This window comes from Algoriphagus lacus, from assembly GCF_003583985.1.
Taxonomy (GTDB): Bacteria; Bacteroidota; Bacteroidia; order Cytophagales; family Cyclobacteriaceae; genus Algoriphagus; species Algoriphagus lacus.
Genome location: NZ_QXML01000009.1, coordinates 45293 through 63854 on the forward strand (window position 1 = coordinate 45293; position 18562 = coordinate 63854).

The window sequence follows — 18562 nt, forward strand, 5'->3', positions numbered from 1 at the left end:
TGAGTTAATTGAAGTAGGTAAAATAAGGATGCAACTTTTTTCTGAGCTAAAGCATCCTCCTCTTTGTAAACTTAATCTAAATCACAAATGAAAAACTATGATTACTCTTTTGTGGAGCGATTAAAAATTGCTTCAATGATTCTTGGAATTTTTTTCCTTTTGGATCAATTTTCCAATGATTTTGTATCCTTTTTGTTTCCTGCAACGGAGGGGTATTTCAAGTGGGGGATAAGAATGCTTTTGGAAGTTTCTGTGGTGCTTTTATCCGTTTGTTTAATTTTCAGGGAAAATTTCAAAGGGGGACTTGAAAGGCTTACGCTTAATAAGTCTCTGGTCAAAGCTTTCCTTTTTGGAATGATCGTAACCTTACCGACTGCAATAACCTATGCTTTTGGAAGCGGATTCCAGTTTAGTTGGAAACCAGAGGTCATCCTGTTTTATACTGTCCTTTCGCCTTTTGCAGAAGAAGTTCTTTATCGGGGTTTGGCGTTCTGGTTAATATATAGGTATCTAAATGTTGGGTTTTGGTGGGCTGCTATACTGCCTTCCCTGGTTTTTGGAATTGGCCACTTTTATCAGGCATCTGATTTTTCCGAACAGATTGGAGTTGTTGCCTTGACAGCATTTGGGGGATTATGGTTTAGTTGGATTTTTTCAAAATGGAAAAATATCTGGTTTCCAATATTTCTGCATATCCTATTGAACTTTTGGTTTGAATTGTTTGAGGTAGGGGTGACTGCCTTGGGAGACACAACTTCAATTATTGCCAGACTATTTACCCTCGGATTTTCTATTTGGTTAACTCTGAAAAAAGATAAGTTTGAATTCCTCCGGTTCTTAAATAATCAACAGTAAAAAAGGAGGTTAAAATTTGGTGAGCATTCTGAATAAATTCTGTGTTGAATATCGACTTTGAGAACGTAAAATTTGAAATGCGTCCAAATTATTATCGTGAAATTCCACCCCTTTTGGGGTATGAATTAAGGCAAGAATTGTTAGAATTTTGATCTGTGATTGAGTGGGGACTTAAAAATCTCCGGCATTTCAATTTGCTTAAAAAGTGTAAGTAACCATTAACAAGAAAAGTCGAATTACAGATCTATGGTTTTCTACTGATTAGGAAAAAGCGGGTGGAAAGAAAAATTTGAATACACTAAAATCAGATTTACTTGGAGTTTGTCGGGATTTTCCTGATTTGGTTAAGGAAATAATCAGGAAGGTGGATTCTGGGAACATCATAAGAACTGATTTGTTTGACTTCAAGCCTTTACTGACATGGATTGATCGAAGGATTGCCTTGGTGGGTGATGCCGCTCATGCGCTCCCCCAGCCTAGGCCAGGGAGCTTGTCAAGCCATTGAGGATGCTTGGGGCATCGCCCAAAAGCTTGACTCCAATTTCTCTATTGAAGATTATTTAGCAGCTTTTTAATCACAAAGGAAATCTAAAGCAGATTTTATCACTGAAACTTTCTGGAAATTTGCACAAATGACAAATACTTCGGGAGGATTGAAGTCCTTAATGAAAACATTGATCCGATTAACTCCTGATTCTGTAAATCAAAAACAGTTAGACCGGATATACCCATTAAATTATCAAGAAAGTAATTCATGATTTAAGGTTTTATAGTTGGACAGGTTTAAAGTGAGTTTGAAAACAGGGGTTCAAGTGAATCCCTGTTTTTTGTTTAATGCATTTATGCTGCCTCAAACCAATTCCTTAATGCGATTATATACCTCATCACTCCAAGGCCTGCTAATTTCAAATCCCTCATTTTGGGGTATTTCCGAATCACTTACCAGCCATTTCCTTTGCAGTTGAATTAAACCAACTGAAAAGTGAAAAAAAGTACATTAGTAATTCTTAGTTTTTTGTCATTTCTGGGAATTCTTTCCTGCCAAACAGAGGATCAAGATCCAATCGGTAATGATGATGACCTGTTGACAGGCGAGTATCACGTAAAAGCAAAAATTGATGGTGTGTCGAAAAATTTTCCGTTTACTTTTTGCGGAAATTTCGAGAATGAAGGTGTTTTCAGTCTATTAGTAGGTGGGGCTAGTCGGGAAGGTGAAAATCCGGAGCCCGTAATCACTATAGTATTAGAAAAATCCGGTCGAATTACTTCAGGGGATTACTCGGTAAATTCATCAGAGCTCTCAGCCGAATATAACCTAGGGGAAGGTAAGGAAAGCTATTATGCGAGTAGTGTATTAACTCCGAAAGACTTTTCAATGCAAATCACAGCCATTAACAATGAGAAAGTAAGGGGGACATTTAAAGGGACATTCAAAAATAACCAGGGTCAGACAATGTCTATTACTGAAGGCACATTTTTTCTGCCTATTACACTTCGGTAAAATAGAATTCAAATCAAAGAAAATAAAAAGGTCATTATTTTATAAATACCGATCTAGAAATTGAACAGCGAGTTACTTTTTATGCGCTTGGATTTGCAGAGGAAATAATATTGGATAAACTGAATCCTAACTGGAGAGAATTGTACTTCAAGGAGAAGTTTTATCTAGAGAATTACTTGGATAAATAAGCGCATAGTATAGGTTATTGTCGAATAGTAAAGTCCCTAATGAAATGTTAAAGAATAAAGTCCTTGTCGCATTTATTTTCTTTTCTTTTATCCCCTTTTTTTCAAATGCTCAGGATAGGAGATATGAGGAATGGTATTTTTTCACAAAAGATACCACTAGAATTTTTGTAAAGGAGATGAAGTCTCAAAGCAAAGATACCGTGATTGTAGTTCATGGAGGATTCGGAGCCAATCATGATTACATGCTAGATGCTATTCAAGGCCTTGAAAACAAATTTCACTTTATTCTATACGACCAAAGAGGTTCCTTGATGTCGCCGGCTCCACTGGATAAACTCACCTTTCAAAGCAATGTGTCTGATTTGTTTGAATTGGTTTCTGAGCTTAAAATCAAGAAAGTTAAATTGTTATGTCATTCCATGGGGACTTTGGTTGGAATGGAGTTTGCCAGATTATATCCTGAATTGGTTTCTAACTTGGTCTTAACTGGGACAATCCTCCCGAAAGCTCAAAGCTCTACCGATATTTTTTCCGAGCAAATGGGGAAGAATCTTGAATTTCTTGCAAACAGGGAAGAAGTTAAGAAGGAAAAAAGCTATTACCTAGCGCATAAGTCTCAACTCACTGCAAAGGAAAAAACTGAATTTTGGAGAATTTCCTTTGCTGAAGCTAATATTTATGACATTTCCAAATGGAGGTTACTTAAAGGAGGGCAAGCCTATTATAACCAGGATGCTTCGGTCATGGCTGAATCTGTAAACTGGAATTATGATTATAGGAGTACCTTGAATTCACTGAAAGCGACAGTTATCCAAGGGCAATATGATTTTTTGGATTTTAATTCTTCCAGCCTTAAGGAGCTGCTGAAAGAGTTTCAACTTGTTGAGCTAAAAATGATTCCGGATGCAGGACATAATTCTTGGATTGATGAGCCGTTGTTATTTCGGGAATATCTTGTCCATGGCTTGACCAAGTGAAATCTTGCATTTTAAAAATGTCTCAATTCAAGGAGTGATCTCCCTCTTATTAATTAACTCCTAATGAAACAGTCTATTGACCTGCTGTTGGAGGATTACGACGAGGCTATCCGGTCTTTTACTCAGATTCTGGATTTCAAACTACTCCAGAATATCCATAAGCCTGAGCAAAATGAACGATGGGTTACTGTTTCTCCTCAAAATTAGAACGGGACATTCTTGTTACTGGCAAGAATTTCGATGCACGGTGAAGATTTCTTTATCGGAAATCAGTCAGGCGGAAGGGTGTTTATTTTTCTCAGACTAATGAATTTTGGAGATACTTTCAGAGTTTTATCGCTAAGGGCGTGGAATTTGCGATGGAACCCATAAAGGCCGATTATGGGATTTTATCTGTGTTTAAGGGTCTTTATGGGAGTCTTTGGGACTCGATAGGATATAGAAATTCGGAACTTTAAAATACAGCTTGTGCAAGGGCCTGGCAAAAAATGCTCTTTCTAGAAATGGTTGAATATATTTTACAGTCAGGTATAATTATTTCTATTTTTCTTTGTTTGCTATTGGTCAAAAAGAAAGAGAAATCTACAGCTGAAATTATTCTATTGTTTTGGATTTTTGCATCAGGTTACATTACTTTTTCGTATCTGTTGGTTTACAATGGTAACTACTTAAACTATCCTACCCTTACGGTACTTGGTTTTGGAATCCCTTTGCTTTCGGGTCCGTTCATGTATCTCTATATAAAATACCAAACAAAGCCCTTGTACTTCAGCAAAATTGATTTGCTTCATTTCATCCCTTTTGTTCTCTCAAATTTGCTTTTTATTCAGTTCTATTTCTTATCGTTTGATTCAAAGATCGAATTTTTGAAGGGACAGTCATCGGTGTTTGAAACTGAGAATTTTTTAAGATTTATAGCGACATGTGTTTCTGGAATTGTATATATATTAGTATGTTTTTTTTATCTTCATTCGTATAGGAAAAGATTGAAGTTTGAGTTTTCATATTTAGATAGCATTAATTTCAATTGGATGCTTATGCTCAATATAGGTCTGTTATTAGTCTGGATCATTGTTATTTTTATTCCCGATGATAGAATCATATTTAGCTCATCCTCAATTTATTTAATTTGTTTGGGTTTTTTTGGCATCAGCCAGGCGCAGATTTTTACTGAGCGAGAATTGTTTTTTGTTCAAAGCAAGAGTGATCTTGCAGACAGTGACAATAAGGAGTATTTAACTGAGACCTTATTGGCAAAGGATGAGTCTTCAAATATTCAATATTTTGAGGAGATTTATAACAAGTCAATAGAGTTAATAAAGGTTGAAAAATTGTATTTAAATCCAGAGCTTAAAGTTTTGGATTTGGCTATTCTTTTAAATGTGCATCCCAACTTGATGTCAAGAGCTATAAACCAAATTTCAGGTGCTAATTTTTATGACTTGATAAACAAGATGAGGGTTGAGGAATTCATTAGAAGAACTAGGACAGAGGATTCTCAAAAGTATACAATAATGGCGATGGCATTTGATTCTGGCTTTAATTCAAAAGCGACCTTTTACAGGAATTTTAAAGCAATCGTGGGCACCTTACCATCAGAGTTTTTGAAATCAAATCAGGGATCGAGAGAGTCCAATACCTGAGAATTTAACTTTTGATTCCATCGTTGATGATTTTTTCCGTATTCCCAGAATAGTTTGGGAAAGGAGTCTCAATTTTTCTAAATAATTGATATATAGGTGTTTAAGGATCTAATTGAAAGGTCCCATTCTCCGAACTTGAGACTCCCGGTTTATTTATCCTCGATAATTTTGCATCGAATTATTTAACTCTTCTATTTATGAAAAAGAAAAGGCTTTTAATGCTTTTTACTATTTGCACTTGGCTTGTCGGGTGCGAGAAATTAGATGAACCTGACCACCTTGTTCCTAAGACAGCTGATCAGGATTCAAGCATTCCCTCAATTAAGATCAACGATCGGGTACTTCATTCAGAGGTGTTTGGTGATCCTGATGACACCCTTATTATTTGTATACATGGGGGACCTGGTGCTGATTACCGTTACATGCTTGCGGCCAAGGATTTGGCTCAGTATGGCTATAAGGTGGTATTTTATGATCAGGTAGGTTCAGGACTTTCTCAGCGATTCAATGAAAACTATTATTCAGGTAAAGATTTGGATGATATTTTTTTGAATGAATTGGATGCAGTAATTGACTTTTACAAAACCAGACCAAATCAAAAGGTTGTGCTTTTTGGTCATTCATGGGGTGCTATTTTGGCTACATCTTATGCAGGGAAAAAACCAAATGAAATTGATGGAATGATATTAATTGAACCCGGTGGACTTAAATGGAATGACATTGAGGAATATATAAAGAAGGCCCAGGCTGCTCCATTGGGGTCCGAGATTCTGAACGATATCCTTTTTCAAGATCAGTTTGTTTCTACGAAGAAAGATAATCATGAGATTCTAGACTACAAATTTGCCCTTATAGCTAGCCACGGTAGCCCAAATACTTTAGAGACGCTTACAGGGAAAGATAGTTTCTGGAGATTTGGCTCAGTAATCAATTTGACTTCTTTTAATTATGGCCAGAAGTTTAAACCCGACATGGGTCAGGGAATTGAGAACTTCCAAGACAAGGTACTTTTCATGTATGGAGGTGCCGGTAAGGTTTACTCCGATGAATGGGCTAGAAAAATTTCATATGTCTACAAAAATAAAGAATTAGTAAAAATCGAGGGCGTTGGACATTCCGGTATGCTTGAGTCAGATAAATGGCGCTCTGTAACCTTGCCATCAGTGTTGAATTACCTTAAGACTATTTAGTATGAAAAAAGTAAAGTATTGCTTCCTCACGGGATTGATTATTTTGATAATAAGTTTTAGTGGAAATGCTCAGAATTATAATTGGGCTAAATTGGATTCAGTTAATAACCTAGCCAGGATTTATACCGGACTCGACCATTCATTCGCATTTGGGTTACACTATGGAAGAATTTTAAATGGGAAAAAGGTTATTTGGGCACCTTTTGCCGATGTATCCTTTCCTTCAGGTGATCCTGTTGGTGATGATTACAATTTTAAGATCGGGACCTTAGCGAGATTATTTCAATTTGAGGATTGGAAGTTTTCATTCAACGTTTCAATTGTTAATCGGCAAAATAGTAATCCGTTTGTTAAAATGCAGAGTTTGGGTTCTGAATCAGGTTTTCAATTTGGTTATTATAAATTGAAGTGGTATGCAAACCTGAATTTCTCAGTAGGTAGTTCCATTGTTACAAATTTTCAGCATACTGAAGCGTATAAAGGAAATTTCTCAGGTGCTAAGGATGGATGGTATGAAAATGCGTCCAATAGTCAGCTTTTTTCGGTCAATACTGGGTATAGTTTGAGAAAAATGGACGCGACCTTATCGTTGGGTTTATTAAGAACGGAGGAGTTTAAAAGTAGTCCCAGTCTTCCTTATTATATAAAAATTGGATTAAATTACTTATTTTAAGCTTACATCCCCAATACCTTCTATTTATTAGCTGGATTAGGTAGTGAAAATTTGTAATTCTTATATGACCCTTAAGAATGTGTATAAATTGAACCTTGGATAGTTTTAAGATTTTTTTTAAGGATGGGAAGCTTTAAAGGCATTCCCATCTTTTTTGTTTTTGTTTGGATAAGGAACCTTTCAGTAATATTTGATCTCTTCTTTAAGAAATCTATTTCGTTGGTTAATTCCTGAATTGTATAATTAGTGAAACCCTATATGAATATTACAGCTTTCATTTTGTTCAATTTGCAATTTTTCAAAGCATATGACAATTTTACTTTGCTTGGACCAGGTTAGGATGGGGCTTTCATTTTTTAAGTTCCTATTTGATTGATTTCTGATTTTTTCCGCAAAATCAAAATGAGGGGAAAATAACAGATGAAGTTGAAAATTAGCACATTTCTGTTCTAAAAGGAATGTTTTGGCCCTAGCAAGTGCCTCAATAGCTTAGATGTTTTTATGGTCATCTATACGGAGTAATCATTGGAGTCAAGTTTATATTTTATTCAGTTTGGATGAATGGATTTTTAATTCGAATTAAAAAAAGTTTGGAAAATGCTGTAAGGTTTTGTCGCCTTTCCAGTCTAAAGAGAAAAAGCAAAATCTATGAAAAAGTTTATTCTCTTTACTCTCCTCATCTTATCCAACCTTTCTCAACTTTACAGCCAGGAGCTTAACGTCAAAGTAAGCGGGAAAGGGCCTAAGATTATTTTCATTCCGGGACTTGCCTCTTCTGGAGAGGTTTGGGACCAGGCAGTAACTCAGCTGTCAAAAAATTATGAATGCCATGTGATTACTCTTCCGGGTTTTGGAACCAACCCGCCAACAGAAATTCAAGATGGGTTTTTCAAAACTATGGAAGGTTTGATTTCTGATTACATTGTTACTCAAAATGAACAAGTTACTTTAATAGGGCATAGCCTTGGAGGGTTTATTTCTCTGAAACTATCCAGAAGTCATCCCAAGCAAATTAAAAGAACCATTATCGTAGATTCCTATCCTTTTTATTCCGCAGCCCTTAATCCGTCAGCAACGGAGGAAAGTATGGCAGGCATGGCTACCCAGGCCAAAGAAATGATGATTTCACAAAGTGAGGAACAATATCAGACCCAGCAAAAAATGACTATGGCTATGATGACCACCAGTTCGGAGAAAATCCCGATTTTGGTCGATTGGTCTATGCAAAGTGACAGAGCTACCATCGCCCAAGCTTTTTATGAACTGATGACTTCTGATTTCAGGGACGAATTGGCGGATGTAAACACTCCAATTTTGGTCTTGGGCGCATGGGCCTCCGGAAAAGATTACGGTATGACAGAGGAAAGTGTAAAGCAAGCTTTTTCTAATCAATATAAATTGGCTAAGAATGTCCAGATCAGAATGGCCCCCACTGCATACCATTTCATCATGTGGGACAATCCTGATTGGTTTTTGGAAAATGTTACTGAGTTTTTAAAATGAAAACAAAAAGGGATGTTGAATTTGAGCGCATCTTTTTAACCTACAAGGATCAGATATATCGGCTAAGTATAAGCTTTGCTCAGGATAAGGAATTGGCCAATGATCTGTTTCAGGAAATTCTGATAAGAATTTGGAGTAACCTGGAGCAGTTTAAGGGGGATTCCGAAATGGGAACTTGGATTTATCGAATTGCTTACAATACTGCCGTTACTTTTTCTTCAAAAGAAAAAAAGAGGTTGGATCAAAATACCGGTATTGAACCAAGTATGGAATTCCGAGAGCCAGAAAACCACTCTTTCGAAATTGAGGAAAGGTTTCGGTTACTTTATCAAGCCATCGGTGAATTATCCGATTCAGACCGGATTTTCGCAACCCTTTTTTTGGAAGGAACTTCCTACAAAACTGTTTCTGAAATCACGGGGATTTCAGAAAACTATGTAGCTGTCAAAATCAACAGAATTAAATCATTACTCACAAAGAAACTTAATCCTTCTCCTCATGGAAAATAACTTTAACGATATGCAAAAGATTTGGCAAAGTAAAAAAGCCTCTTCATTTGATCTGGATGCATTGATGCATGGCCTTCGGCTAACAGAAAAGAAACAAAGAAAAGAACGAATTGCTATAGCGATCATTGGGCCGATAACCTTTGTTTTTTTAATTTTTGTTTTGCCCTTACAGGAAAGCAACCTGGTTTTAATCACTCCTTTTCTGATCGGTTTGGCAATGGCCTGGGTGGCATGGCTGAGTTTTAAGTCTAAGCTTCTAAGCAGTGAGGATTCACTGAGTTTGTCCAACCGGCAATACGTGGAAACTCAGCTCAGAAAGCTCCAACATCGCTACAGGATAGCAGAAAAATACATGTATTTCTATGGGTTGTTGCTGATTATTGCAGTTAATCTGGCTTATTTCGTTTTCTTGGCCCCTTTACCCGAGAATATTAGATGGGCAATCCATCTGGGTGTAAGTTTGATGATCATTTTATTGATTCATTTCATAATAAAAAGTCGGTTAAAGAACTACGATAAAACCCTTAAACCCTTGATGCAGCACCTGCAACAACTACTGCTTGAAGCGAAACAGGCTTAGCCGAAACGATTTGAGCCAATTGAGCACCTGCTGTGATTGCACTGCAAAAATGTTGGGCTGTTTTAAATCTATTTTCCCTTAAAATTCCTTGATATCTTCTTTTGGATATCAGGAATTTTTCTGGGATGAAATCAATCGGGTTACTTTTGAAATAATTTGGTTTTTTAGTGTTCCAAAATTGAATTTGTTTTTTACTGAGATCTGTTTTTTGCTTGATGCTGTTTTTGTACTTGTTCTATAACATCTTTTCATTTAGTACTCTTATTTAGTATAAATGGTATTTTAGATTGTGAGAGCCCTCGGTATCATAATACCCCAAAAAATCCCCCTAGGGTAGGATCCAAAATTCCGGCAAGGTTAGGCTTAAAGTACGTTCACAATCCTATCATACAATTTCAGGACACTTCTTTTTTAAGGAGCATGATTTCCAGGTTTGTTTGTGAGTAGAATCAGGATTTATTTAGTCAGAACGATGTCCCAGACTTAAATTATTGAAATTCGGGAGATTGTATCTTGAGATTTAATAGGTGTAGAAAGAAGGGGGATTTCAAACCGGATTTCCATGTGTTTCTAGGTTTATAAAGGAATAGGTGGTGGTTCGCTGGGGCTTATCGCCAGGAAATATAATTATGAGTATATATCGATCTTAAAAGTTACTTTGAAAATGAATTTAATTAGAAAATATAAAATTGAGATTCTTGAAAATGCATTTAGTTATGTTGTAGTGTTAGCTATGCTGGCCTATGGCGTAGGGAAATGGGTTCAGTTCAATGGAGCTGCCAATACCGATTTAAAGGTTTCAGAAATGACCGGAATGCAACTCATGTGGGCATTTTATGGGTATTCAAGACCTTTCGCTTTAACATTAGGTGTTCTTGAAATTGTAGGAGGTATTTTAATGTTTTTTAAACGCTCCCGGCTGGTAGGATGTCTTTTTGTGTCTACGATTCTAGTAAATGTCATCCTTCAGGATATTTTTTATGATGTAAATATTGGTGCCTTAAGGGCCGCAATCCTGTACCAATTCCTGATTTTATGTATCCTGTTTATGAATAGGGGTAGATTGATTGAGATTTGGAAAAGTCTGATTCAGGTGAACAGGATTAATGAATCGTGGAAGAATAAAGTGTTTGTGTTGGGATTGTCAGTTTCCTTATTTATGATTTTAAGAGTAGTGGAGTATTTCATCACAATTAAATGGTAGAGGGCATGAAAGATTCGGAAAAGTCAATCGTGTTGATAGACGGAGAATGTAATTTTTGTAATGATACAGCTATGTTTATCATAAAATATGACGGAAATGATTCGTTTCGATTTGCTTCCCAACAAAGTGAATTAGGAACTGATTTATTAAGGAACCTGGGATTTGTGGAAAATTCATTAAGCACAGTAGTGTTGATCAAAGCTGGTAAAGTCTACACAAAAACCTCGGCATTGATTGAGATCTCAAAGGATTTGGTAGGGTTACCCAAGGTTTTTGTTCTTTTGAGAATTATTCCCAAAGAGTTTAGGGATTTTTTTTATGGTATTTTTTCGAAGTATCGGTACCGGCTGTTTGGAAAAAAAATGGACTGCGCGATTCCCACACTTGAAGTAAGAAGGAAGTTTTTAAGTTGAAGGGGATGAAATTGATGTTTCTTTTAGCACTTGATCAGGAGTTAAAATGAGCTAAGTATGAATGGAGATTTCCCTGATTGGTTCGAATTCATGGTTGTTTTACAAAGTTGTTGTCATTGATTTCGAATCGTTTAATGGCCTGAAAATCAGGTTGGAGAAGATTTCTAATGTTGTGCGAACCCTCATTTATTTATGGGTTTCCAGTGTTGGTTGTTCAATTATACATTGATGAAGTCAGTAGAAAAATCCTGATTTAATGCATCTGAAGGAGTATTTAGCTACCGTAAAGTCGAGTGGATTTGACCAGGCCAGTTCAGTAGATCCAAGGAACAGATAGCTTCATCAAAAGTGGACATGGTTTCTTAGCTGTAAGAATACCGGATCTTACTGGTGCCCAATTTTTGAAGGCTGTAGTTCGCTTCTAATTCTTTGATCTTTTTAATTCTTATCCCTAGTAGTGACTGAAGGTCATGAATTGGAATTGATCAAGAATTTGCTGAAGCCTGTTATGATCAAAAGATGGCATTGTATCGGTTTGAATAAAAAGAAATTGAGTTCTATTAAGGCTTGAATAAAAATCCCCCAAAAAATCCCCCAGTTTGGAATGGTTAAGGCCTGGTAAGGTTCAGGCGTTTAAAGTTTCGTGTGTTTACTTTTGTCAAGGTTTTTCCAAGCGATACCTAATTCAATTCATTGTTTTTTGCTCAAAGAAAACTCATAGTGGATTTGAACTTGTTTTATCCAGGATAACACACTGAAAAATTGCCAAATGTTTAATTGGATTAATGTCCATGACAGAAAAGGAACAAATTTTAATATGTGAAGCAAAATTTTTAAGAGCAATGGCATCGGGAGATTTGGCTCTATTGGATTCACTTCTGGATAGCAGATTGGTATTCCACATTCCTTCAGGACAATTCATGACCAAAGAAATGGATCTGGAAAATTTTCGATCAGTTCCGATGAAGATGCATCAAATTTCATCAGAGGAGCCAATCATCTCAGTATTTGAAGGTGTTTCAATTGTATCTGTTGTGGTACATCTAAATGCTGAATATTCAGGAAAGCCTGTTCAGGGAAAATTTCGGCACATCCGAATTTGGAAAAAATCTAGGGAGAATGCCTGGAAGGTGATTGGTGGTTCAGGAATTATGCTTCAGTAGTTGAAGTTTCAATGTGGATACAAGGGCTAAATTCTTTTTTTGATTGTGCAGTTTTGAAACCATTGATTGTCAGTTGAATTTTAAATGGAAGATAGGTTGATCATAAGGTTTTTAAACCTTGGAATTAATTCGATTGGGATTTTTAAATGTTTTTTCCTGCTCATAATGGTCTTATTTTCATGTTCCCGCAGTTCGGATCTTGAAAAGGGGGAGCTAATAAAAGAGGAGGTGTTCCTTTCAAATAAAGAGATTGGAGGTTCATCCAATTCAAAAGAGCCTGAACTTGGAGACAAATTTCTAGATATTCAAGGAATCGGTTTATCAGGTCAGATTCATTCTCTTGCTTCGCTGAAGGGAAAATTCATTTTGTTGGATTTTTGGGCCTCTTGGTGCGGTCCCTGTAGGAAGGAAAACCCAAATCTTTTATCCCTCTACAAGCGCTATCGTTCCGAGGGATTTGAGATTTTCAGTTATTCTGTTGATCAAAATAGTAAAGCTTGGAAAAAGGCTGTGGCAGCTGATTCCCTAATATGGACCAACGTAATTGAACAACCTGATGGGAATTATTTCCCTAGCGAGGCCATTTACAAAGTCAAGTTACTTCCAACATCCTATTTGATAAATCCTGATGGAATTATTGTGGCCAAAGACTTTCGAGGTACTGAACTGGAAGGTAAACTGAAGGAAGTTCTGGATATTTCTTTTCCTAAAAATTAATTAGTCGTTTATACCTAATCTTCTTTAATTAGATGCTAAGGTTGAATTTTCTAGCCGTTCGGATTTATCATCCTTTTTTTGGTCTCTAATTATACCACCAATTGGGTCATTTTATCGGGGTAGGTATTTTGTTTTTTTGCCTTCCATTAGATCGCGGAAGAGCGATTTCCTGAGTCAGTGATGTCCCTAGGTCAAGCGGTCCTTTTATTGAATTTTCCAAATTCTTAAATAAATGGATAGGGACACTTTATGATTCGTTTTAAGCCACTGTTTTTTGGTTAACAATTTGAAAAAGAGGTATGAATAGGAAAGTGACTGGTAGCCCCACATTGCTTCTCGATGTAGAAAAGTGCAAGAGAAATATCAATTTGATGGCCAGTAAAGCCAAAAGGCATGGCCTAATATTTCGTCCCCATTTTAAAACTCATCAATCCTTGGAAATTGGTCAGTGGTTTAAAGCGGAAGGAGTTTCCAAAATCACCGTGTCTTCTTTGGTTATGGCTGAATATTTTGCCTCAGAGTGGGATGACATTACAGTGGCTTTTCCTGTGAATATCCTTGAGATTGATCGGATCAATTCTTTGGCAAATCGAATTACTCTTAATCTCTTGGTGGAAAATACAGAGAGCGTAACTTTTCTTGCCAAACACCTTCATTTCAGGGTTAATCTATTTCTGAAAATTGATGTAGGATACCACCGGACTGGAATTGATCCTGGAAATCTGGATTTAATTGAAGAAATCCTGCAGCTTATTGAATCCAGTCCATTTCTCAGATTTTCAGGGTTTTTAGCGCATGCCGGGCATACTTACCGATTTAGAAATGCCATAGGGATTGAGATGATTCACCGGCTCAGTTTGGCCATGATGCGGCAGTTAAAAGAATACTTCAGCTCCCGTTTTCCCGGATTGATAATTTCCTTAGGGGACACACCAAGTTGTAGCCTTGCTGAGAATTTTACGGATTTAGATGAAATTAGACCCGGGAATTTTGTCTTCTATGACTTAACCCAACATGCAATGGGGTCTAATTCAGTGTCAACTATTGCAGTTGCAATGGAATGTCCGATTGTATCCATACATAAAGACCGGGGTGAATTGATCATTTATGGAGGAGGAGTTCACTTCTCCAAAGATAGATTGGATTTTGAAAATGGATTTCATTTCGGTCGGGTAGTTGAGAAAAAACCTCAAGGTTGGGGAGATCCAATTTCCGGTATGTATGTAACTGCTTTATCTCAGGAACATGGTAAGGTTGCTGTGCCATCGGAGCTAATTGGTCAATTCAAAATTGGAGACACCCTGTTAATACTCCCTGTTCATTCTTGTATGACAGCGAATGCGATGAAAGGCTATTTAACTCTCGAGGGTAAGTGGATTAAAAGATGTTACTGATCTGATTCATTCATTGAATTCTTGTTTGGGTTTCCCGTTAGCGAATTGCAGGAGTTCATCAGCTATTAAGGCCTAGGGAAGCAGAGATCAGAATGGAATTTTTTCTTCCCTTTTCTCCAAAACAGGACTATACCTCATCTGATAAATCCCTTCTCGACTTTCGGTTTAACCCAGGTATTTTGAATTTAATTTTACTCTTCTCTTCTTCCTGATTTTCAAAGAGGAAGCAGGTCCAAAAGGGAAAAGTAGAAGATGTTTTAACCAGGAGGTGTGTTGGGTTTTAGGTAGTTACTGGAAAGGCATCTCTTGGTAAAAAGATGATTTATGTTTGAATCCTGAACGCAAGATTACCCCAAAAAATACCCAATTCTGCAAGTGCGCTACAGGTAGGAGTACAGGAAAAATTTGGTTTTCAATCTCTTATTTTGGTTGTGAATTTTCCTTGGAGCGATAGAAAGGGGGGAGGCACAGTAATTCTTACCTGACAATTCCCCAGGCTTTCGATGTAGAATTGTTAGGCTACTTGGTCACCAGAAAACAAGTTAGATGAAATCGAGTACGATCCCGAAGATTTCTGGAATTGCATTTAAAGAAATTTGAGAAATATTGAATTGAAATTTCGATTGCATTGTGGCGCTGTTCTAAAACAGAACCAGCAGTCACTTTTGAGTGTAGATTACTGGATTTTAAGCAATCCAAAGTCAAATCTGCAACTGCTTATTTTGATTGATCTACATGAGGATTTAAGGGAGTTAGCAAACTTACCTTAGTAAAACATCTTTGCTGTTTTGGAGGAAGATTTTATCAGCTTTTCCCGCTTGAGAAGATAAATTGGCTGTTGGTTTAGAATGGATTGCAACGATGAATGAAAACTCAAAAAGACTGGTAAGATTGACTTCGATCCTGGTCCAACTTCAATCCAAATCACTGGTGACGTCTACTGATTTGGCAAAGAAATTCGGTGTAAGCAATCGGACAATATACCGGGATATGAAAGCTTTGGAAGAAGCAGGAGTACCCCTGATTGTGGAAGAGGGGAAAGGTTATTTTTTAATGGAAGGGTACAGGATTTTCCCGACCATGTTTACCGAATCCGAAGTCAATGCGTTAATCACAGCAGAACAGCTTGTTCTGAAAAATAGTGATTCCTCCTTCGCAAAAGAATTCAGTGAAGCGGTTAGTAAAATAAAGTCAGTGTTTAGGCAGGGGTTAAAAGAAAAGGCTGAATGGCTTTCAAATCATATCGCCTTTATTCAAAATCCAAATGAAGGTGGATCTTTCAATCATCTGTCCAACCTTCAACTGGCAATGACAAATTTTAACTGCGTCGAATTGATCTATACCAACCGGAACGAAGAACTTTCTCAAAGAACCGTGGAGCCCTTCTCCATTTACAATACAAAAGATAACTGGGTCTTAGTTGGGTTTTGCCAGTTAAGAAAGGAATTCCGTGCCTTTCGATTGGATCGGATTAAACAGTTAAATGTGCTGTCTAAGCGATTTGAGCCGCATAAATTAACCTTGAGAGAATATTTTGAAATGTGTGAAAATTAATTGGTACCCCTGACAAAAGGCTGACACAACCCCTTCGTTTTTTTGCTTCAGTTAAAATTTAAACCACAAAAAAATGATTAGAGTAAACAGAAATTTTGCTGGGGCAATGGAATTTACAAGCTTCAAAAAAAAGGAGGGTGTGTCAGATGACGAACTTTTCCAAGGAGTAAACAAGTTGGAATCTGTTTTGGCTAAACAGTCTGGGGTAATTTTCCATTGCTTGGTTAGAAACCTGGCGAATAGCTATGCAAACGTTCTTTTTGTTGATGACCCGGCCCGTCTTGAGGTACTAACCAAGGAACTTTTCGATTATCCTGAGGCTCAGGAGTTTTTAGCTTTGATTGATATGGGTTCCGTGCAAATGAAACTTCACAGGATTTTAAAGAAAGACTTTGTGGTTCCCGAAGGATTTGCCTGTGTGGAACACGGGACTTTCAGGCTGAAAGAAGGTTTCGGTATTGACGAACTAATCAACGTTTCCAATGCTATTGAAGAGCATTATCTGAACAAATTTGAAAATCACTTAGGGCATTTTGTAGGTCAGCTTGACAAGGATCTCGTTTCTGAAATATCCATCGGTAAGACCTATGCTAAGACTAAACAAGAATGTTATGGGTATTATGACATTGAATCTGGGCAGGCACTGATGAGCATGGCAGATTTGGAGTCCATGAATCTTGATTTTTGGTATTTGATGGCATAAGCTCAACATAAAATGATCTCCTGGGCTTGAGGTATTCCTTTATTTGGGAATGCCTTAAGCCCTAAGGATCTATCAATGATTTAGACTAAGGACAATGAAACATTATATTTATCTGATTCTTGCTATTGTATCGGAGCTATTTGCTACAGCCAGTTTAAAAAAGGCTGATGGGTTTACCGTATGGCTTCCGAGTTTACTTTCTGTGGTGGGCTATACCTTCTCGGCCTTTTTTTTATCGGGAGCCTTAAGACAAATCCCTATAGGGGTTGCCTACTCGGTTTGGGCCAGCGTTGGTATCGTCTGCACTGTCTTAATTGGCTATTTTATGTACCATCAAAAGATTGATTGGATTGGATTGGTCGGGATCTCATTGATCCTACTGGGAGTAATCCTGGTTACCGGCTTTTCAAAATCGGAGCTCTAATAGGCTGTTTTCTAAAGATTAGGCCTTTTGGTTTTGCCATGAATTTGCAGTTTGAGGTGACTTGTTTGGGTATACCGTTAAATCTTCGGTTGCCGGGTGTTTTTGGGATTTCGTTTTCATTTGATTTAAACCCAAATGAGGCTAAAAAACAGCTGTGGCCTAGCTTAGGTGGGTATTTTGGGAAATGAAATTGCTTTATTTGAATAAATAGAGTTGAATTAATATCAGTTAAGAAAGGAGGGATTCAATATAGAGTACCCCTCCTTTTCTGTTTTTGCCTTCATGGCCTTTCGTAACTGATTTAAACTCCGTTTTGTAAGTTGGTTACCCAAAAAGCTCATTTTTTCGGTCAGTATAATTCTTGTAATCAATAGGGTATACTAAACGGAATTGCTAAAGCCCTTCTTTTAGGTGGGATATCTGAAATGACTTGGCTGGAATTCTAGGTGTTGAACCTCCAGTATGGCCCTTGTAAATCCCCCAAAAAATCCCCCAATGCCATTTCCCTTCCTTCACCCTTATTTCCGTCTATTTGTGGAGTATCCAAGCTTCGGCTTACTAAATAGAACAGCCTGGTGATTTTCGATTTTTTGGTTCGTTTCCTGTTTTCCGACCGATTAATCTAATCCGAAGTCTTTCGCTTTTTAACGCCTTGGATAGAAAACTGGATGAAATGAAATCAAGGTAAAATGTATCACACAGTCTCTAAAATAAACTTCACTTATTCCGTTACTATCATGCTAAGATTAAAATCACTAATTGCCTTATTTATTGTTTCATGGGTTTTCTTCTCCTGCGGTTCCGGTGAGGAAAGACCTCGGCTAGATGAAAATGGTTTAACTCCTGAGATCAACAGACTGGTGTCTCAGGAATATTTGGATGCCCTAGTGGATTTAGGGTTTGTAATTAACCGAGGGGGTACTCCTCCAATTCTGTCCGGTCAATTTCGAGTAAGTCCCTGCTACATCGCCAAAAGCACAGCAGGAGATATTCAAGGGATTTCTACCAGGGATTTCTTTTTGAATTTATATGATCAGAAAGAGCTGACCATTACAGTTGATTTCAAACAACAAAGCCAAGAGGGGAATGATATCGGTAGTTACATTGTGGGTGCTGATGATAAATTTTCAATTTTCGTAGAAGTCAGCGAACTGAATACAAACACAGGGGCCAGAGCCAAAGTACTTTATGCTATTTCCGGGAAAAAAACTAGCGAGGGTATTTCTGACATTAAAATTGCGAACCTGATGCTGGATAATTTTGGAAACCCCAATAAAATCTGGATACCCAATGGCACAGGAAGAGTTTTTATGGACAGAGATAATTTGGCTTCCCCTATACAATAATGGTTTTTTCAGGTCAAATTCTTTG

Annotated in this window: 19 protein-coding genes; all 19 read left to right on the forward strand. The window is 37.2% G+C overall.

What is annotated here, in order from left to right; translation table 11 throughout:
* Positions 1-87 precede the first annotated feature (87 nt).
* Positions 88-855, forward strand: coding sequence for a CPBP family intramembrane glutamic endopeptidase (locus tag D0X99_RS16285; RefSeq protein WP_119478921.1), 768 nt, complete (start codon positions 88-90; stop codon positions 853-855).
* A 982-nt stretch (positions 856-1837) separates the two neighbouring features.
* Complete coding sequence (locus tag D0X99_RS16290; RefSeq protein ID WP_119478922.1) at positions 1838-2356, forward strand: hypothetical protein; 519 nt, start codon at positions 1838-1840, stop codon at positions 2354-2356.
* 232 nt (positions 2357-2588) lie between these two features.
* Positions 2589-3521 carry an alpha/beta fold hydrolase gene (locus tag D0X99_RS16295; RefSeq protein WP_119478923.1) on the forward strand — a complete coding sequence of 311 codons (933 nt, stop codon included), beginning with the start codon at positions 2589-2591 and terminating at the stop codon, positions 3519-3521.
* 63 nt (positions 3522-3584) lie between these two features.
* Entirely contained in the window at positions 3585-3728 is a 144-nt protein-coding gene (locus tag D0X99_RS20530; RefSeq protein WP_199708122.1) for a VOC family protein, read from the forward strand.
* A gap of 830 nt (positions 3729-4558) precedes the next feature.
* A complete protein-coding gene (locus tag D0X99_RS20430) occupies positions 4559-5164 on the forward strand; it encodes a helix-turn-helix domain-containing protein (protein WP_158587716.1) in 606 nt (201 codons plus the stop codon).
* A gap of 197 nt (positions 5165-5361) precedes the next feature.
* A complete protein-coding gene (locus tag D0X99_RS16310; protein ID WP_119478925.1) occupies positions 5362-6354 on the forward strand; it encodes an alpha/beta fold hydrolase in 993 nt (330 codons plus the stop codon).
* Between the two features lies 1 nt (position 6355).
* The gene (locus D0X99_RS16315; RefSeq protein WP_119478926.1) at positions 6356-7027 is read left to right on the forward strand and encodes a hypothetical protein; all 672 of its coding nucleotides are present in this window, start codon (positions 6356-6358) and stop codon (positions 7025-7027) included.
* 648 nt (positions 7028-7675) lie between these two features.
* Entirely contained in the window at positions 7676-8530 is an 855-nt protein-coding gene (locus tag D0X99_RS16320; RefSeq protein ID WP_119478927.1) for an alpha/beta fold hydrolase, read from the forward strand.
* A complete protein-coding gene (locus D0X99_RS16325; protein WP_119478928.1) occupies positions 8527-9039 on the forward strand; it encodes an RNA polymerase sigma factor in 513 nt (170 codons plus the stop codon). Before D0X99_RS16320 ends, D0X99_RS16325 begins: the two co-directional genes overlap by 4 nt.
* Positions 9029-9619, forward strand: coding sequence for a hypothetical protein (locus D0X99_RS16330; RefSeq protein ID WP_119478929.1), 591 nt, complete (start codon positions 9029-9031; stop codon positions 9617-9619). The genes D0X99_RS16325 and D0X99_RS16330 overlap by 11 nt, the downstream gene beginning before the upstream one ends.
* A 664-nt stretch (positions 9620-10283) precedes the next feature.
* Positions 10284-10823, forward strand: coding sequence for a hypothetical protein (locus D0X99_RS16335; RefSeq protein ID WP_119478930.1), 540 nt, complete (start codon positions 10284-10286; stop codon positions 10821-10823).
* 5 nt (positions 10824-10828) lie between these two features.
* On the forward strand, positions 10829-11236 hold the full coding sequence (locus D0X99_RS16340; protein ID WP_158587717.1) for a thiol-disulfide oxidoreductase DCC family protein: 408 nt from the start codon (positions 10829-10831) through the stop codon (positions 11234-11236).
* A 791-nt stretch (positions 11237-12027) separates the two neighbouring features.
* Positions 12028-12399, forward strand: a complete 372-nt coding sequence (locus D0X99_RS16345; protein WP_262696739.1) for a nuclear transport factor 2 family protein — start codon at positions 12028-12030, stop codon at positions 12397-12399.
* Positions 12400-12627: 228 nt separating this feature from the next.
* Positions 12628-13116: a TlpA family protein disulfide reductase gene (locus D0X99_RS16350; RefSeq protein WP_158587719.1), complete on the forward strand. Its 489-nt coding sequence runs from the start codon at positions 12628-12630 to the stop codon at positions 13114-13116.
* 299 nt (positions 13117-13415) lie between these two features.
* Entirely contained in the window at positions 13416-14510 is a 1095-nt protein-coding gene (locus tag D0X99_RS16355) for an alanine racemase (protein ID WP_119478934.1), read from the forward strand.
* Positions 14511-15371: 861 nt separating this feature from the next.
* The gene (locus D0X99_RS16360; RefSeq protein WP_119479026.1) at positions 15372-16064 is read left to right on the forward strand and encodes a helix-turn-helix transcriptional regulator; all 693 of its coding nucleotides are present in this window, start codon (positions 15372-15374) and stop codon (positions 16062-16064) included.
* 73 nt (positions 16065-16137) lie between these two features.
* A complete protein-coding gene (locus tag D0X99_RS16365) occupies positions 16138-16767 on the forward strand; it encodes a hypothetical protein (protein WP_119478935.1) in 630 nt (209 codons plus the stop codon).
* Between the two features lie 94 nt (positions 16768-16861).
* Positions 16862-17191, forward strand: coding sequence for a DMT family transporter (locus D0X99_RS16370; protein ID WP_119478936.1), 330 nt, complete (start codon positions 16862-16864; stop codon positions 17189-17191).
* Positions 17192-17928: 737 nt separating this feature from the next.
* Positions 17929-18537 (forward strand): hypothetical protein, encoded by a 609-nt coding sequence (locus tag D0X99_RS16375; RefSeq protein WP_119478937.1) that lies wholly within the window; start codon positions 17929-17931, stop codon positions 18535-18537.
* Positions 18538-18562 lie beyond the last annotated feature (25 nt).

Coding starts and splice junctions, on each gene's coding strand:
- D0X99_RS16375 (WP_119478937.1), top strand. CDS start 17,929: ATGCTAAGATTAAAATCACTAATTGCCTTATTTATTGTTTCATGGGTT.
- D0X99_RS16370 (WP_119478936.1), top strand. CDS start 16,862: ATGAAACATTATATTTATCTGATTCTTGCTATTGTATCGGAGCTATTT.
- D0X99_RS16330 (WP_119478929.1), top strand. CDS start 9,029: ATGGAAAATAACTTTAACGATATGCAAAAGATTTGGCAAAGTAAAAAA.
- D0X99_RS16320 (WP_119478927.1), top strand. CDS start 7,676: ATGAAAAAGTTTATTCTCTTTACTCTCCTCATCTTATCCAACCTTTCT.
- D0X99_RS16340 (WP_158587717.1), top strand. CDS start 10,829: ATGAAAGATTCGGAAAAGTCAATCGTGTTGATAGACGGAGAATGTAAT.
- D0X99_RS16360 (WP_119479026.1), top strand. CDS start 15,372: ATGAATGAAAACTCAAAAAGACTGGTAAGATTGACTTCGATCCTGGTC.
- D0X99_RS16345 (WP_262696739.1), top strand. CDS start 12,028: ATGACAGAAAAGGAACAAATTTTAATATGTGAAGCAAAATTTTTAAGA.
- D0X99_RS16285 (WP_119478921.1), top strand. CDS start 88: ATGAAAAACTATGATTACTCTTTTGTGGAGCGATTAAAAATTGCTTCA.
- D0X99_RS16315 (WP_119478926.1), top strand. CDS start 6,356: ATGAAAAAAGTAAAGTATTGCTTCCTCACGGGATTGATTATTTTGATA.
- D0X99_RS20430 (WP_158587716.1), top strand. CDS start 4,559: ATGCTCAATATAGGTCTGTTATTAGTCTGGATCATTGTTATTTTTATT.
- D0X99_RS16335 (WP_119478930.1), top strand. CDS start 10,284: ATGAATTTAATTAGAAAATATAAAATTGAGATTCTTGAAAATGCATTT.
- D0X99_RS20530 (WP_199708122.1), top strand. CDS start 3,585: ATGAAACAGTCTATTGACCTGCTGTTGGAGGATTACGACGAGGCTATC.
- D0X99_RS16355 (WP_119478934.1), top strand. CDS start 13,416: ATGAATAGGAAAGTGACTGGTAGCCCCACATTGCTTCTCGATGTAGAA.
- D0X99_RS16295 (WP_119478923.1), top strand. CDS start 2,589: ATGTTAAAGAATAAAGTCCTTGTCGCATTTATTTTCTTTTCTTTTATC.
- D0X99_RS16310 (WP_119478925.1), top strand. CDS start 5,362: ATGAAAAAGAAAAGGCTTTTAATGCTTTTTACTATTTGCACTTGGCTT.
- D0X99_RS16365 (WP_119478935.1), top strand. CDS start 16,138: ATGATTAGAGTAAACAGAAATTTTGCTGGGGCAATGGAATTTACAAGC.
- D0X99_RS16325 (WP_119478928.1), top strand. CDS start 8,527: ATGAAAACAAAAAGGGATGTTGAATTTGAGCGCATCTTTTTAACCTAC.